Annotated in this window: 12 protein-coding genes; 7 read left to right on the top strand and 5 right to left on the bottom strand. The window is 65.7% G+C overall.

Going from position 1 to position 15980, the window contains the following annotated elements:
* Positions 1-386: 386 nt before the first annotated feature.
* Positions 387-1064, bottom strand: coding sequence for a hypothetical protein (locus VN461_00640; protein ID HXB53263.1), 678 nt, complete (start codon positions 1062-1064; stop codon positions 387-389).
* 425 nt (positions 1065-1489) lie between these two features.
* The gene (locus VN461_00635; GenBank protein ID HXB53262.1) at positions 1490-2032 is read right to left on the bottom strand and encodes a heme NO-binding domain-containing protein; all 543 of its coding nucleotides are present in this window, start codon (positions 2030-2032) and stop codon (positions 1490-1492) included.
* A 2595-nt stretch (positions 2033-4627) separates the two neighbouring features.
* Between VN461_00635 and VN461_00630 the strand changes: the two genes are divergently transcribed.
* Positions 4628-5329: a WYL domain-containing protein gene (locus tag VN461_00630; GenBank protein HXB53261.1), complete on the top strand. Its 702-nt coding sequence runs from the start codon at positions 4628-4630 to the stop codon at positions 5327-5329.
* A 69-nt stretch (positions 5330-5398) separates the two neighbouring features.
* Complete coding sequence (locus tag VN461_00625; protein ID HXB53260.1) at positions 5399-5788, top strand: VOC family protein; 390 nt, start codon at positions 5399-5401, stop codon at positions 5786-5788.
* 244 nt (positions 5789-6032) lie between these two features.
* Here VN461_00625 and VN461_00620 read toward each other — a convergent pair whose 3' ends face one another.
* Together VN461_00620 and VN461_00615 are read right to left on the bottom strand one after the other, a co-directional pair.
* Positions 6033-7499, bottom strand: a complete 1467-nt coding sequence (locus tag VN461_00620; protein HXB53259.1) for a pitrilysin family protein — start codon at positions 7497-7499, stop codon at positions 6033-6035.
* Positions 7499-9019 carry a pitrilysin family protein gene (locus tag VN461_00615; protein ID HXB53258.1) on the bottom strand — a complete coding sequence of 507 codons (1521 nt, stop codon included), beginning with the start codon at positions 9017-9019 and terminating at the stop codon, positions 7499-7501. Before VN461_00615 ends, VN461_00620 begins: the two co-directional genes overlap by 1 nt.
* A gap of 126 nt (positions 9020-9145) precedes the next feature.
* Here VN461_00615 and VN461_00610 point away from each other — a divergent pair, with 126 nt between their 5' ends.
* The 5 genes from VN461_00610 to VN461_00590 all read left to right on the top strand — a co-directional run bounded on the left by VN461_00610 (position 9146) and on the right by VN461_00590 (position 14315).
* Positions 9146-9574, top strand: a complete 429-nt coding sequence (locus VN461_00610; protein HXB53257.1) for a GTP pyrophosphokinase — start codon at positions 9146-9148, stop codon at positions 9572-9574.
* Positions 9575-9777: 203 nt separating this feature from the next.
* On the top strand, positions 9778-10803 hold the full coding sequence (locus tag VN461_00605) for a DUF2188 domain-containing protein (protein HXB53256.1): 1026 nt from the start codon (positions 9778-9780) through the stop codon (positions 10801-10803).
* A gap of 156 nt (positions 10804-10959) precedes the next feature.
* A complete protein-coding gene (locus VN461_00600) occupies positions 10960-12363 on the top strand; it encodes a transcriptional regulator (GenBank protein ID HXB53255.1) in 1404 nt (467 codons plus the stop codon).
* Between the two features lie 99 nt (positions 12364-12462).
* Entirely contained in the window at positions 12463-12969 is a 507-nt protein-coding gene (locus tag VN461_00595; GenBank protein ID HXB53254.1) for a secondary thiamine-phosphate synthase enzyme YjbQ, read from the top strand.
* On the top strand, positions 12966-14315 hold the full coding sequence (locus tag VN461_00590; protein HXB53253.1) for a radical SAM protein: 1350 nt from the start codon (positions 12966-12968) through the stop codon (positions 14313-14315). Before VN461_00595 ends, VN461_00590 begins: the two co-directional genes overlap by 4 nt.
* A gap of 65 nt (positions 14316-14380) precedes the next feature.
* On the opposite strand, the gene VN461_00585 is transcribed toward VN461_00590, so the two are convergent.
* Positions 14381-15919, bottom strand: a complete 1539-nt coding sequence (locus tag VN461_00585) for a serine hydrolase (protein HXB53252.1) — start codon at positions 15917-15919, stop codon at positions 14381-14383.
* Positions 15920-15980: the final 61 nt, after the last annotated feature.

Genomic DNA, 15980 nt, shown 5'->3' with positions numbered 1-15980 from the left:
ACACCCCTGTGTCCGAGGACGCAGAGGCCCAACCCGTTTCCTTGGAGGAGTTGAGAGTATACAGTAATCGCCCGGCAGGTCCAGTGAGCTAGAACACAGTCTTCCTTGCGTGTTCGCGCGGGACGCAGTGGCGCAACCCTCAGAAGCGAGGCGGGCAGCGGGACAATCGCCTGGGCGGGTAGGGACTTTTACGGGCTGGGCAAGGTCGAGACGCCCCCCCTCTGATCTTTAATTAAGGAGAGCCCGAACCGGGTGGTGAGGAAGCTAGGGCCTTGCGCCCCTACCGTGGGTTCCGGGAGCGTGGGCCGCCACACGGGAAGTCGGGGTACCCAGTCACAGGCAACTCGGTTGATTCGGAGTCAATCGCGACCCTCCGCCGCTCGGAGCTAGCCTACGAGCTGATGTCGGCTAAGGAACAGCGGTAGCTTGAAGTAGAGTTGCCGGCAAAGCTCCTCGTACGTGCGATACCGAACCGTGAGGATCCCCGCCAGGTCGGAGGGCACGCTCGCCGTGTCCGGCACCGCGTGGGGTCGGCGCTTCCCGACGTATTCGCACACGATGAGGGGCCGCTCGAGGGCATAGGCGATCCCCACCTCCACGTAGACGTTCGGACGGTTGAGCGTCCCGAGGTTGTCGAAAAGACACATCTCTGCCGTGCGGATGCGGCGGATGATGTCCTCGAAGACGTCGTGGGCGCTGATGTCGTAGCCCGACCACTCGAGGTCGATCCGGTACGGCTCGAGGAGATGCCGCAGATTGTAGCGGAGGCTTCGTTCGATGTTCGCCGTGAAGCGGTGCCCGACGAAGCACCTGATCCGCCGGCGATTTGTCGTGCGTGGCACTACCTGGATAAAGGGGAACTCCCGCAGATCGGGCTCCCGCAGCATCCGCAGCGTCAAGGATCCAAGATCCGGGTCGTCGACACTGGAAGTCTTCGCGAAAAGGTGGCTGCTCAACTTCCGTGCGTCGGTCTCCAGTCTGCGTTTGCGCGAGTGGTACTCGTCAGCCGTGAGCTGACCGCCGACAAACTGGGTCTCGAGGAACTCGCCGAGGAAGCCGGCCACAAATCTGGTCCGACTTCGGAGCGCCACGAGCTGCCTAGCCGAGCGAACGATAGGTGTTCACGAAAAGGTCGATGACTCCCTCGTCCCGCTCCCCCGCAGCGGAGGTACGAGCCTTGGTCGCCCGACGGCTCTGCCTCGGCCCAGCCATCTTCAGATCGGCCCGCTTCCCGACCCTCTTCTTGGTTGCTTTCCTGTGCCTCATGCGATGACCTCTGGCGGAGTCGGCGCCCACGTCGTTGACGCCCCTCCTGAGTCCGTCAAGCTGCGAGGCGTTTCGCACACTCCCCGCACTCACATCATCGTACTACGACCGGACGCGGGGTGAGATCCACCGATCTTCGCGGCCGGGGCATCGTTCTGGCGAATTCTCCAGCCTGCCCAACGCGCGGCCACCCGGACGCGGGTTCACCGGGACCGCAGCTTCTTCACGACTCCAGACGAACGGAGATCTCGCACTTGGTTCCCCCTTTGAGCATACACGTCGACTCGGAAATTACCACCTTCTCGCCGAACTCGGCCGCGATGCCGCGGACGATGCCCTTTGCTACCCCGCACATCTTTCGGTTCGAAGTGTAGGCAATCACGAGCGTCGTGGCGCTCAGGCGCGTGCACTGCAGTCGAGGCGGCTCCGCGCCGGGGTTCTGGGAGCGCACTACTCGATGAATCGTTTCCTCCGTATGCTCGAGAATATCCAGGGTCTTCCATTCCTTCTTCAGCAGCGCTCGATACATCCGCAGGAGGTCGGGAGCGATGAACTCACCGAAGTGCTGGAGCACGCCGTCGACCGGCTGCCCGGTGATCTTCGCCGCGGCCGAGACCAGGGCCACCGCTTCCTGATCCGGGTAGGTGTGGATGGGCATGTAGAGCTTCCCGGGAAGGCCCGCGGCTTGGAGCAGGCCGGCCCAGGCGTCCCCGCCCAGCTTGCTGTCCACGTACTTCCTCAGTTCCGAGAAGATAATCCCGTGCATAGACACCTCCTCGGCGCGAGCATAGCGCCGAGTTCGACGGGAAGCACGGGAAATAGCGGTCGGGGCCGGGGGTCATCGAGCGCGCGGATAGTGACCGGCCCCGGGGATGGCTGACGGTTGCTCTGGAAAGCTCCGGCGACGCCGCGAAAGCATGGCTCCTTTTCCGGCCCGCTCAGCGGCCGTGGGGGTTCCGGTCACGTCCGCTCGCCTGGGCCGGACGTGGAGCTGGCCGCGACTCGGCGTGCGGAGGTGCAGAGTGCGGTTGGCTGAACCGTGGCCCACTGTCCGCGCGGGGTGGCCTGGACACCTGGGCATGGGTCATCGGCTGCTGACGAGGCGGCTGGAAGGACCGATTTCCAAACCCAGATCCGTAATCGCGGGATCGACTCGGGGCCGGCCGGGCCGCAGGAGGCGTGACCCTCTCTACCGGGCGGGGCGCAGATTGACGGACTGAAGGCCGGTTCCAACCGCTTGTTTGCCCACGGGGTTCACTCTGCCGCACTTGCGAAGCCGACGGAGGCGGAGCGTCGACACGGCGGCGAGCCGACGTGCCGCTGTTGAACCCTCCGCTGTCTGTGGTGCGGCCGTCCTGACTCCGAGGAACGGGACGCTCGTTCTGCAACTGCCGGGGAGCGGTGGACGTGCTCCGGCCATTCCGATCCGTCGTGCGGCCGATTCCAGCCTGCGGACGCGCGTTTGGCGACCGTTCCGGGATCCTGACGCGGGCGCCGTCTCTTGGAGTCGTCGCGCCGCGAATCGCGGACCGCGAGGGGAGAGGCGCGCTCTGGCTGCGTAGCCGTGCCGTGGGCACGGGCATCGCGTGGACGGTGTGGACGGTGCGGAAGTCCCGTGACGGCTGGGCAACGGGAGAAGACGACAAGACCCTAACTGCGCCGACCACCGCCGGACTGGCTGAGATTCGGTGCCGCGCGATTTGCGGCGCCAGGATGTCGGCACGGCGAGAATAGAACCAGGCCCGCCCGCCGAACCGCCCCCCACTGACGCCTATGCCGATGACGGGCCGGTCATGGAAGCCCAGGGGGCACCAGCCCACGTAGTCTCCGCCGTGGGCCCAAGAGACCCAGGCCGGCCCCCAGACCGAACCGGGGATCCAGTACCAGCCGAGCCGCGCGCCGAAACCCCAGCGGCCGTAGTGGAAGGGAGCCCAGCCCCAGGTCTCATAGGGGCACCAAGTCCAGCCGTAGACGGTCCAGGTCCAGCGCCCGTCGGAGTAGGGAGACCAATCCGCGTCGACGTTTGGCCGCCAAACGCGGCCGACCTCGGCGTCGTCAGCCCAACTGCCGTTGGCGTCCAGATCGTCGGCGTAGGATGCGACCTCTGCCGGAAGGTAGCGCCGACTCTCGCCCGCGTAGGCAGCGACGCTGCTCTCGCGGGTGCGGTCCCAAGAGGCGAAGTTATCACTGTCCGCGCGGTCGAAGCGCTGAGGATCTTCCGGGGGCTCCCCCTTTTGGGCGTACGTTCGTTCCCCGCCTGGAACATCGACCTGGCGATTTCCCGAGTCAAGCGACGCGCTTCCTTGCAGCACGGTGAGACGCGTCTCACCTGAGTCCGCATCGATGCGGTAGACGCCGCTTCGCTGGAGCGTCACGAGCCCTCCGGGCGTCTCTATGGTCAGGTCGCCGCCTTGGCGCGCATGAACGTACAACCCTCCCGAGTCAACCCGGAAGGCTGGCCGGGCTCCCTCGGAGACGTACTCCAGGGAGCTCTGGGTGTCCATGCGGATGAAGACATCCGTTGCCAACTGCAGCTCGGCACGCCCGGCGTTGTCGGTCCACATGCGGTCGCCCGGGAGAAACGGGACATTGGCTTGAGCCTCTTCCGAGGAGGCTTGCGAGCCGTCGTCAGAAGAGTACCTCTGCAGCGTCACCGACGGCTCGACGTAACGGATTCGGGCGGTGGGAGCGTAGGAGTGCGAGTCGTACCCCTCGTCGGCCATCGCGGGTACCGCCAACGCCGCCATCATTAGGACTAGCACTGGCTTATTCATGATCGACTCCGTCCGGGCACGCTCAGCACCGGCGCCCACATCTCCATTGAGCAAGCAGTGTGCCGAGAGCTCCGACGCGCCGTGTCCTTTGTAATCAATGAGTTACGGCCTGACTCGGCAGGCAGTGTCCCCCGGGGAGGGCAGGCCATTCGGCACCGGCGCCTCGGAACGCTCCCTGGAATCGAATCGGCAGCCGCGGGCTACACGGACCAAGACGCAGATCGGAGTCGGCGTCCTGAATGTGCCGTTCACGCTTCCCGCGGCGTCCGCCAAACGTCGGCGGGGGTCTCGACGCTCCACGTGCCTTACTTCCGGCCCTCCTGGCCGTAGCGCCCGTCATGTGGGCGAGTCAGGACGCCACGGTACCACGAACCGACGCCGAGGCAGGTCCGATAGCCTTGGGCAGCCTCTGCTGGTCGCAACCGGCTGCCGGGGGTCGCGTTCGGCCAAGCGCTCCGAGGGGGCCGCCTCCGGGGAGGCGACGTGTGCCGGTCGCGTGGCCCCGGGGGGACCGGCGATGCGCAAGGTCCTGAGGCGTGGCTGATTTCTAAGCCCAGCCAAGGCCGACCTGGGGTAGCGTAGCAGGTGTGAAGCGCCTGGACCGGCTTTTGGGCATCGCCCTCCTCCTCTCGGCGCGGCGGCGGCTCAAGGCGGAGGAACTAGCCCGACGTTTCGGCGTCAGCCTCCGAACGGTCTACCGCGACGTACGGGCTTTACACGAGGGTGGCTTCCCGGTTGCGGGGGCGGCAGGGGACGGTTACCTCCTCCCGCCCGGTAGCCAGCTCCGCCCCCTAGCCCTCGCGCCGGCCGAAGCCGAGGCCCTGGTCATGGGCGCTCGGCTCCTCAACACGGTGGCCGACAACGCCCTCAAGGCGCGACTGCGTTCCGCCACTCTGAAGCTCGAGGCGGCGCTCGGCCCGGAGGCGGTACGCGGTGTTCGTGATCACGAAAGCACCGTGCTGATGCCCTCCCTGGGCCCGAGAGACCCTGGCCCGCTCACTCTCTTCATGGAAGCAGTCAAGCGGCGCGAGGTCGTCACGATTCGGTATCACGGCGTCGCGCGGGGCATGGCCACCGAGCGCGCCATCGAACCCCTCGGGGTCGTCCGTCTGGGCGACGTCTGGCTCGTGCCCGCCTATTGTCGCTTGCGGGAGGACCTGCGGGTCTTTCGTGTGGACCGCATGCTCAAGGCCGAGGCCACCGGTAAGTACTTCACCCTACGGCCCGGAGTCTCCCTGGAGGACTTCGTCCGGCTCAAGGAAAGCGAGCCCATCCCGCGATCCTCCTGACAACAGGCTGTCACTGCTTGTCTGCATCCTCGTGATTGCGGGCTGGTGCCCGCGAAAAGGAGGGTGTGCATGACCGCCAACTTGAGCCCGGACCTCTTCGTGAGCGACCTGGAGAGGAGTGTGGCCTTCTACAAGAAGGCCCTGGGCGTCGAAGAAGTGGATCGGGCGGCGGGGCCCGACGGGCCCTTCTTCTCGATGATGAGTCGCGATGGCTTCCGTATCATGGTCGAGTCGCCCAAGAGCCCAGGAACACAGGAGTTGCAGCGGCGCCAGGGCACAAAGCCTCGGGCCACGATTCTTCTGTACCTCTCCGTCGACGACTTGGCGGTCGAGGAGCGCCGCCTCAAGGCGGCTGGGGTCACGTATGAAGGACCGGTGACCCAGCCCTATGGAATGAAGGAGGTCTCTTTCGAAGATCCTGATGGTTACGCCTGGGCGATCGGGCAAAAGGTCGGGTAGCGGGACGGTCGATCGGTCGACTCGTCCTCCCCGGCGCGGAGGCCGGGAGGGGTTTCCCGGGGACGGGATCGGGCATAGGCCGCGGCGAGCTTGAACCAGTGCCGAACTGTGCGGCAACCTCGGCCCTGAGAAGCGATCGCTAAGGGCCGCCCGCGACCTAAATCCCGGACGTGGCCACCGCGGGCCGTTTCCTGGCACCCATAACAAACCGTCAACGCGAACTGCCCGTAGTCCGACCGGATCCCTATCGGGATGTACCTGCCTTCTTGTTGTGGGCCGGCGGCGGGATGGTGATGTCGATGGTTGTGACCGGGCCGAAGGACGAGAGGGGCCGGTCGAAATCCGTCTGCTTCCCGACCACGAGGACAGCCAACTTGTTTTTGTCGATGTAGTGCTGCGCGACCCGTGCGACATCCGCGGCGGTGACCTTCTCGACCCCAGCGGGGTAGCGCTCGAGGAAGTCGAGGGGGTAGCCGTAAAACTCGTAGGTCATCTTCTCAAACAGGACCTTGGCCCGGGAATCGATGCGGAAGATGTGCGAGTTGAGGAGTGACTCCTTGGCCCGCTGCAGCTCCTCCCCCGTCACCGGTACCTTCTTGATGTTGTCGATCTCCTCGTAGAGGGCGTCGATGGCAGTGGCAGTGGTCCCGCTCTTCGTGGACGTGAAGACCGAGAACAGCCCTGGATGGTCGTAAGCGACGCCGACAGCGCCTCCCACTGCATAGGCGAGGCCCTTCTTGGAGCGGACGTTCGTGAAAAGGCGGGCCGCGAAACTGCCGCCAAACACCTCGTTCATTACCGTGATCGCGTAGTAGTCGGGATTGTCCATGGTCGTGCCCAGGTGGACCATTCGGATGTTGGACTGGTTCACGTCGTCCTTGGCGATGAAGTACAAGCCGGGCGCCGCGGTGGGAGTCGGGCTCGCCTTGGCCTTCGGCGCGGCGGGTCCCTTGGGCCACGAGCCGAAGGCCTTGCGGAGCGTCCCTTCCATCGCCTGGGCGTCGAAATCGCCCACCACGCCGAGGATCATGTTGTTGGGATGGACGTAAGTCTTGTGCCAGGCGAGGAGGTCGTCGCGCGTTACGGCGTTCAGCGTGGCGTACTCCAACAGCCGTCCGTAGGGCGATGCCGCGCCGTAGCCCAGCCTATTCGACTCCCGGAACAGGATGGACTGCGGGCTGTCGTTGCGGCGGGCGATGATCGTACTCAGCTGCTGGCGCGCCAGCTCGATCTTCTCTTGCCTGAACTCCGGCTCCCGGACGAGCTCCAGGAAGACATCAAGGACCTCGGTGAAGTTCTCCTTGAGGCAGTCGAGGCTCACCGTCGACGAGTCGAGGCCGTCATTGGTTTCGACGTGGGCAGCGCGAGCTTCGAGGAAGTCGTCGAGGTGGTCGCCTGTGCGATTCCTTGTCCCTCCGGTGCGCCAGGCCCGACCATAGATGCCGCCCAGCCCGACCTTCGCGGCGTCCTCTTCCCGCCAGCCACCGCGGATGCGAAGAGTGGCGTGGATAAGAGGCAGCTCGCGATCTTCTTGGAGGAACATCACGAGGCCGTTGCCGACCATTACCCGCTTTGGTTGCACGGGCTGGAAGGGGCGCAGCGCCGGTTTGCGGATTTGCTTCCAGTCGGTGGAGACCGGCTGGGCAAGAGCCGGCCAGGGAATAAGAAGCGGCGCGAAGAGCACTGCCAGAATCGTCCGTCGGGGACCCATCACTTGCCTCCCTGCCCTGGGGGGCCGCCCGCTAGCTTCGTTGACTCGAGAATCCCGACCGTCCGGTTCTCCGGAACGAACGCCTTCTGGGCGATCCTTCTCATGTCGGCCTTCGTGACCCTACCGATGTGATCGACGCTGCGGAACAACTCCCGCCAGTCGCCGTACCGCGCCTGCGCTTGGCCGAGCTGGAAGGCCAACCCGTTGTTGTTTCCGAGTCGGCGGATGAGGTCTGCTTTGACTCGGGTCTTGACCATCTTCAGCTCGTCGTCGGTCACGTCCTCGCTCTTGATGCGCTCGACCTCGGCCCCGATGGCGTCACCCAGCTCTTGGGGGGTGTGGCCCGGTGTGGAGATCGCGAAGAAGGCGAACAAGTGCGGGTACTTGTTGCCGGGCAGCCCGCTGAACCCCGAGGCTCCGGCCGCGATCTTCTTGTCGCGGACCAAAGAGCGGTAGAGGCGAGAGGTCCGACCTTCCGACATCAGGTTGCTGATCACGGCGTAGACGGCGTCGTCCGGGTCCCGCGAGTCGGGCCGATGGTAGCCCTCGATGTAATAGGGCTGAGCAGTCTCGCGCAGGATCACCTGCCGCTCCGCCCGCTGAGGAGGCTCGATGGTGCGGAGCGGCTCTGGCTTGGGTGCCGCGGGGAGGCGGCCGAAGTATCTTTCGACCAGCGGCACCACTTCGGAGGGCCGGACGTCACCCACCACGGTCACCACCATGTTTGCGGGCACGTAGTAACGGCGATAGAACTCCATGGCATCCGTCGCCGAGAAGGACTCGAGGTCGGAAGGCCAGCCGATAACGGGCTGGCCGTAGGGATGCGCGGTGAAGGCCGCAGCCAGGAACTCCTCGATCAGTCGTCCTATGGGCTGGCTGTCCGTGCGCATCCTCCGCTCCTCGTGGACGACGTCGCGCTCCTTGTAGAACTCGCGCATCACTGGTTTCAGGAAGCGCTCCGATTCAAGATACGCCCACAGCTCGAGACGGTTCGAGGGCAGAGAATAGAAGTAGCCGGTCTCTTGGCTGCTCGTGAAGGCGTTCAGTCCGACCCCGCCCTCTCGTTCGACGATCTCGCCGAACGCGTTGGTCACGACATATTTGTTCGCCTCGGCCAGCGCGTTCTTCCAGGCCCTTTCCTGCTCTGCCACCTTCGTCTCGTCGCGCCCCGGACTGCGCCGGCGCTCCAAGTCGAAGGACAGATAGGCGCGCTCGACCTTCTCGAGGGCCACCTTCTCCGCTCCGTAATTGGTTGTGCCTATGACGTCGGTCCCCTTGAAGGCCATGTGTTCGAACATGTGGGCGAGCCCGGTGATCCCCGGAACCTCACGATCGGCACCTACATCCACGTGGGTGTAGAACGAGAACACGGGCACCTCGGGCCGCTCGCAAACTACCAGGGTCAGGCCGTTGTCCAGGGTTTTAACGGTGACGCGCTTCTCGAACGAAGCGAGGTCTTGGGCGCTCGCCGATCCGGCCACAAGGATCAGGACTCCCGCCAATAGCGCCGGTCTGTTCATCGCGTTCCTCCCGTTTCTGACACTGAGATTACGTTCCTGGGGCGCCGGGTGTCCACTGGATCTACGGTTTGGCAGCAGGGCGACAGCGGCTCTTACCAGGGGTGCATAATATCCGCGAGGTGATTCATGTCCACCCTTGCCAGAGCCATCGCTGTGGCTGCTCAGGCTCACATCGATCAGAAGGACAAGTCGGGTGCCCCCTACATCCTCCACCCGCTGCGGATCATGCTGCGCATGGACACCGAGGCGGAAATGATGGTCGCTGTGCTCCACGACGTAGTCGAGGATACCGACTGGAGTATCGACAAGCTGCGTTCGAACGGATTCCCGGAAGTGGTGTTGACGGCGGTCGAGAGCGTCACGCACCGAGAGGGGGAAAGCTACGACGATTTCGTCGCGCGTGCGGCCGCCAACCCGATCGGCCGCAGGGTCAAGCTCGCAGACCTCGAAGACAACATGGATGTGAGGCGTATCGACGAGCTCGCCGATCGGGATCTCGAGCGGGTCAGGAAGTACCATCGCGCGTGGCGAATCTTGACGAACACACCTCGCTGAGTCATGTGCGCCGCCTTTTCAACAGAAGCCGCGAGCGCAGCACCCTACGCCCTTCGCGGCGGTGCTTGCCGCGCGTGTGACAGCTCGGATCTCAGCGCTCTGATCGCCCGCCAGCCCTTCCCAGGAATGGCACCGTGGGAGCGGCGACCTCAACCAAGCCCGCCGTCCTGGACAGCGGCCTGGGTGACTGCGGGGGGAGGGAAATGGAGCCTACGACTGACAAGCCCTGGAAGGTCGTCGGCTGGGATACGTTTGCCGGGGATGACTACCCCGTGTCCCAACACGCTACCGAGAAGGAAGCCCAACAAGCGGCGCAAGAGTTTCTGCGCGAGATCGAATGCCAACAACCCTCGGAAAGGTCCGGCGGACAAGATGGGATCCAGGACCAGGTCTCCATCTCTGGGCCCAATTGGGTCTTCTACCAGGTGCGATTTCTGCTGCGTGGGATGAAGCCCTGTCACCGCGCTGCATTTCTTGGTGCCAAGCTCGCAGGAGTGCTCTCGTCGGAGGACTGCGAGGCATTGCGCCGTGAAGTCGCCCACGAGCTACCCGAGCTGTCGGGATTCCTCGAGAAGAGTCTGGTGCACAAGATCGAGCAGCCGTTTTTCCGCCAAGTCGAGGTCATAGAAGCGACGACCCAGGAGTTGCGCATCTGCGCCGCTTTGGCCGGCGAGCCGCGGCGCGCATGGTTATTGAGCGGTCGACCCGAAAACCTGAACGCGATAGCCGAACTTGAGCGGCCAGCTGAACTCAATAACCAGAAGATCGCGACGGCGTACGCGCTCAACTGCTCCGATTGGACGTTGCCGCCATCGCCGTTCGGCGAACTGTTAGTCACGAGTTTCGACGAGATGCCATTTCGTTCGCCGCTCACACAGGAGGAGCGCGCGGCCGTGGACGAGCTGCGGGCCCGCATCGGTGACCGCATTCAGCCGGTGCGGCTCGCCTTGGGCGTCGGCACCTCCGAGGTCACGATTTGGCTGGTAAGTGGACAGATGGTTGTCGAGCGAACGATGAAGCTTCTAATCAACGGACATTTCGAACAGCAAGACGCTGTATGCGCGCGCGGGCTTCCGATGCCGGACGGCCGATTTTGGGGTTTCGTCGACCCAAACCCACGCAACGTTCCAATGGACTCTTGGCTTTCTCCGCAAGTATGGGAGGCGCGGGATGACGCTTTTGTTTGTACCTGGAGGGCCGTAGGCGGTCCTCCAAAGGGTCCTGAATGAACGAGAGCATCAGGGGGTTCCGATAGCAAACGGCCCCAAAACAACGGTCTTCGGAGCTGCCCGTAACAGAGCGGCTTACTTGAAGGATCGCCGGGCGGGCCGCAGTCTCGCTCGACATTCTTTGATTGTGCACGCCGCGGGGGAGCACGAGCCGTGGTGAGCGTCGCGGTTTCCGGGAGGCGGCGCTATGTTTTCGCTGACTTCGTCCTCTCGCCCTCCCGCCGCGTGCTTCTCCGGGGCCCGCGCGAGGTTTCCTTGATCCCGCGCTATTTCGACCTCCTGGTGATGCTGGTCGAGAGGAGGGGGGAGGCCGTGCACCGGCGGGAGATTTTCGACGCTGTCTGGAGAGATGTCGTCGTCACGGACGGGGCGCTCAGCCAGGCAGTCCGGACCCTCCGCAGGGCGCTCGGGGACGACCCCCGCGACCCGGTCTTCATTCGCACGCTGTCGCGCCACGGGTACCGTTTCGTCTTTTCTGAAGTTGTTGAGCAGCCGGACGAGGAATCGGTGCTCCCTGTTGCCGCCAGCGCCGGCGCGCGCCCGCCCGAAACGCCCCCGCCCGCGGCGGAGCCGGATCCTCTCGGGGCGGCTCTCGAGCGGCTATTGGCTCCGGGCCCCCTCGACGGCGAGGAGCGGCGGGAGGCGGCGGAGTCGCTTCACGCCCTCGGCACCGAAGAGGCGCTGGCGGGCCTGGACCGCCGTCCAGGGCACGCGCGGGCGCGGGCCCTCCTTCGCGACACACGCTGGGAGGTCGCGGGCGCCGGCCCCGTACCTCTCCTCGGCCAACCGGGCCTGCCGGCGACGATCGGCTTCTTGGCCTGGCTGCGCTTGCGGCGGACTCTACGGCTCGCGGGCGCCCGCTGGGCGGGCGCCGTCGCGGGAGGCGCGGTTACTGGGCTCATCGCTGGGTTCCTGGGAGGCCTCGCCCTTCGCCTGGGGCCGGGCTCGCGCGCCGCCGACAGTGTGTCCGTCGTCCTCGGCCTGGTCGGGCTCGCCATCGGAGGGCTGGGTGCCGCCGGCGTCGGGGCCGGCCTCGCCGCGGCCGAAGTGCTCGTCCGGTCCTTCCGGGGGATCGCCCTTGTCGTCTTCGGAGCCCTGGGTGGAGGCGCGGTGGGCGCCGGAGCGCACCTGCTTGCGCTGTGGACGATCCAGGGGCTCTTCGGCCGCGACCTCTCGGCGGTCGCGGGCGGCTTCGAGGGGTTCGTGCTGGGCGCGGCCACCGGCCTTGGCTACGCGCTCGCTACCTCGCGGGCGGAAGGTGGCATGGCCGCCCCGCGCGGCCCGGCGCGTGCCCTCGCCGTGCTGGTCACGGGTCTTAGCTGTGCCACCGCAGCAGTGGCGCTCGCGGCGACGGGCAGCTACCTGGGCGCCATGAGCCTCGACTTCATGGCCAATGCCTTTCCGGGCTCGCAGGTGGGCCTCGCCCCCTTGTCGCGCTTGTTGGGGGAGGACGAGCCGGGCCTCTTCACCCGTGTGGTGATCAGCGCCTGGGAGGGTCTCCTCTTCGGCTCCGGCCTCGTCTTGGGTCTGACCCGGCGTCCCCGATCCTCGGTTTCCTGACACCGTGACCCAACCCTCACATCCCCCTCACGTCTCCCTCAGCCCGCGGGCCTAGCTTCTGCCCTGACGCCTCGGTCGCAGGCGAGAGAAGGAGAGCGAATGGCCGCGAGCCTATTCGTGAGCGTGCGGGAAGCGGCCGTTCTCCGCGTGTGCCGCGACCTCATCCACCTCCGGACGGAGAAGCCCTTGCAGTTCATCGACCTGACGGAGTTGGTGGCGGAGCGGGTCCGGAGGTCCGGCGTATCTGAAGGAATGGTCATGGTGCAGAGCCGGCACACGACCGCCGCCGTGGTCGTGAACGAGAACGAGCCCTTTCTCCTCGAGGATTTCGCTCACCTCCTCGAGCGCTGGGCCCCCGAAGGCGTCCCCTACCGCCACAACAACCTCGCGGCGCGGGAGGCTCCGCTCTCGGACGAGAAACCCAACGGACACGCCCACGCCCGAGCCCTGGTACTTGGCGCCTCCGTCTCTTTGAACGTCGCGGAAGGGGAGATCGACATCGGGCAATGGCAGAGCGTCTTCCTGGTCGAGCTCGACGGACCCCGGAGGCGCTTGGTGTCGGTCCAGGTCCTGGGCGTCGTGACCGCGGATCGCGGCCGGCCATGAGAGTGAAGATGATCCTCCCCGCCCTCACCGAGGCGGTGAGCCCGTTCTTCCGTCCCATCAAGTACTCGCTCTTCCCTCCCCTGGGTCTCGCTACCCTCGCCGGCTACCTGCGCGAGGAGGACGAGGTCCGGCTCCAGGACGAGCACGTGGAGCGCCTCGACCTGGACGACGAGCCGGACTTGGTGGTCATCCAGGTTTACATCACCTCCGCCAAACGGGCCTACCGCCTAGCCGACCACTACCGGAGGAAAGGCGCCTACGTCGCTCTCGGTGGCCTCCACGTGACCTCGCTCCCGGAGGAGGCGGCCCCGCACGCCGATAGCATCTTCCTCGGCCCCGGCGAGGACACCTGGCCCCAGTTCCTGGCCGACTTCTCCTCCGGGCGGCCCCAGCCGGTCTACCGCTCGCGCGTCCGGACCCTCGCGGGTCTCCCCCCGATCCGCCGCGACCTCATCCGGCGCCACCTCTACCTCGTGCCCAACTCCATCGTCGTCTCGCGTGGCTGCCCCCACGCCTGCGACTTCTGCTACAAGGAGGCGTTCTTCGAGGGCGGGAGGGGCTTCTACACCCAGCGGGTGGACGCGGCTCTCGCGGAGATCGAACGCCTGCCCGGCCGCCACCTTTACTTCCTGGACGACCATCTCTTCGGCGACGTGCGCTTTGCGGCCGCGCTCTTCGAAGGCATGCGGGGCATGGGGCGCGTCTGGCAGGCGGCGGGCACGGTGCAGTCGGTGCTGAAGCCGGCTTTGCTCGAAAAGGCCGTCGCCTCTGGCCTGCGCAGCCTGTTCGTCGGCTTCGAGACGCTCAACCCTCTGGGCCTGCGCGCCCAGGGCAAGGTGCAGAACCTACACCGCGACTATGGCGAGACCGTGCGCCGGCTCCATAGCCTCGGAGTGATGGTCAACGGCAGCTTTGTGTTCGGGATGGACGAGGACGACGCCTCGGTGTTCGACCGGACCGTGGGCTGGGCCATCGGGGAGGGGATAGAGACCGCGACCTTCCACATCCTCACTCCCTATCCGGGCACCGCGTTGTTTCAGCGGATGGAAGCGGCCGGGCGCATCCTCCACCGGGACTGGGACCTCTACGACACGCGGCATGTGGTCTTCGAAGGCCGCGGCATGCGGGCCGGGGAGCTGGAATCAGGCTACTGGCGTGCCTACCGGGAGTTCTATCGCTGGGGCTCGATCTTTCGGAGCGCGTCCACGACGCGGTCGTGGGGCGGACGGCTTCGCCACCTGGCCTACGCCGGGGGATGGAAGAAGTTCGAGCCCCTCTGGGACTGGGTCATCCGCGCTCGAAGGGTCTCGCGGATGCTTCCCCTTCTCGAGGCCGTGCTGGGCTGAAGGGCTTCTTCCCATGCGAAGAGCCCATCGTGTACTTGTAGGCCCGACCCTTGGCGGAGTTTTGCTCAGCGAACGCCAGGCCGGTGTGGTACGGCTTCCATCAGGATTGCGAGAGCTCTCCGCAGGCTCTGCGTTCCGGGTTCGCTGCCTTTGAAGTGGCCCAGCCGAACGACCACGAGGTCGTGCGAAGGAATGATCAGCGTGGTCTGTCCCCCGGCACCGGCCATGAAGTACGCCTCTTTAGGGACTGGGAACGCGCCTTCGCCGTTGATCCAGAAGAAGCCGCCGTAGACGGGCCGCTTGTCGGCCTCCCACGCCGGCGCGACCGTGGACACAAACTTGACGTATCCCTCGGGAAGAATCCGTTCGCCCTTCCACACGCCATCCTGAAGGTAGAGGTTGCCGAGACGGGCCCAGTCGCGTCCCGACGCGAAATCGTATCCCTGAGTCAGGAAGTTCCCGAAGGGGTCCGTTTCGATCACTATGGTTCGGATCCCGATCTTGTCGAATAGGGCCCGCCGCGGGAACGAGAGATACTCTTCCCCCCGTTTCTCGACGGCCAGACGGATGAGGTAGTTGATCAGGACCGGGTCGGTGTTGTGATAGCGCCCCACCATGCCGGGCGGCCATTGCAACGGGCGGGTGGCAGCGTAGTGAAATGAGTCGACGCCGCCCGTGTAGAGATAGACGTGGTCGGGATACGTGCCTGACGGATCGTAGTCTGGATCCTGGGGCGCCTTGATGCGTAGCCCACTCGACATGCGCAGGAGGTCGGCGATGCGGATCTTGGCGCGAGCATCGCCCTCCCCTTGCCACTCGGGAATGGGCGCCCGCTGCCACAGGTCGTAGGCCCCTTGTTTGATGAGGATGCCCATGAGGGTGGCCGTCACGCTCTTGCCCATCGACCAGCTCTCGAGCGGCGTGTGCCCCGTGATGGTTTCGCCGTACCGCTCACCAATGAGCCTGCCCCTCCACGTCACCACAAAGGCGGACGTCATGCCCTCGGCAGGCTCGAAGGCCGCATCCACAGCTTGCTTGACCTTGGCCGTGTCGATGTCCGCCGCCAGGGCGTCCTTGGCGGGTACGTCGCCCATCGGCCAGGGCAGCGTCGAAGCGTCGGGGAGCTGGCTCTTGAGCGGCAGGGGTGTGAAATTCACGGAGGACTTTCCAGCGGGGAGCGTCACGCAGCCTTGGTCACCCAGATACTTGGCCGTGCGCGTCACGCCACTGGGAAGCGTCACACTCACCGTCTTCCCGATACGATCGATCACGGGTCTTCCCACCTTCGCGCGCTCAGCGTAGGGGCTGGTGAAGTACCCGACGTTCTCGGCGGCGAACTCGGGATCGAGCCCAGTGATGAAAACCGCGGAGCAGATGACTTTGGCGAAGCCGGCCGTGTGATGCTCAAGAGGGTCGCCCGGAGGTGGCACGTACGGGGTGTCGAGCTCAAGCGATTTTGCGCGCGCGATGAGCGCCTCGCGGGGGGAGAGGGGCGCCTGAGCCGCGGTGCCGCTCTTCCCTCCAGTCGTCTGGGCATGTGATCCCGAGATGACCGACGCCCCGGTGATCAGCAAGAGCACGTTCCCGATGGTGTGAATCCGCACTTCCAACCTCCTACGGCAGGGAGCGCTGCCCTATCCGCACCTGGCCGTCTCCCTACCCGCT

The organism is Vicinamibacteria bacterium, assembly GCA_035570235.1.
Lineage (GTDB): Bacteria > Acidobacteriota > Vicinamibacteria > Fen-336 > Fen-336 > DATMML01.
The sequence above is the reverse complement of the archived record's forward strand: the minus strand, read 5'-3'. Positions and strand labels throughout refer to the sequence as shown.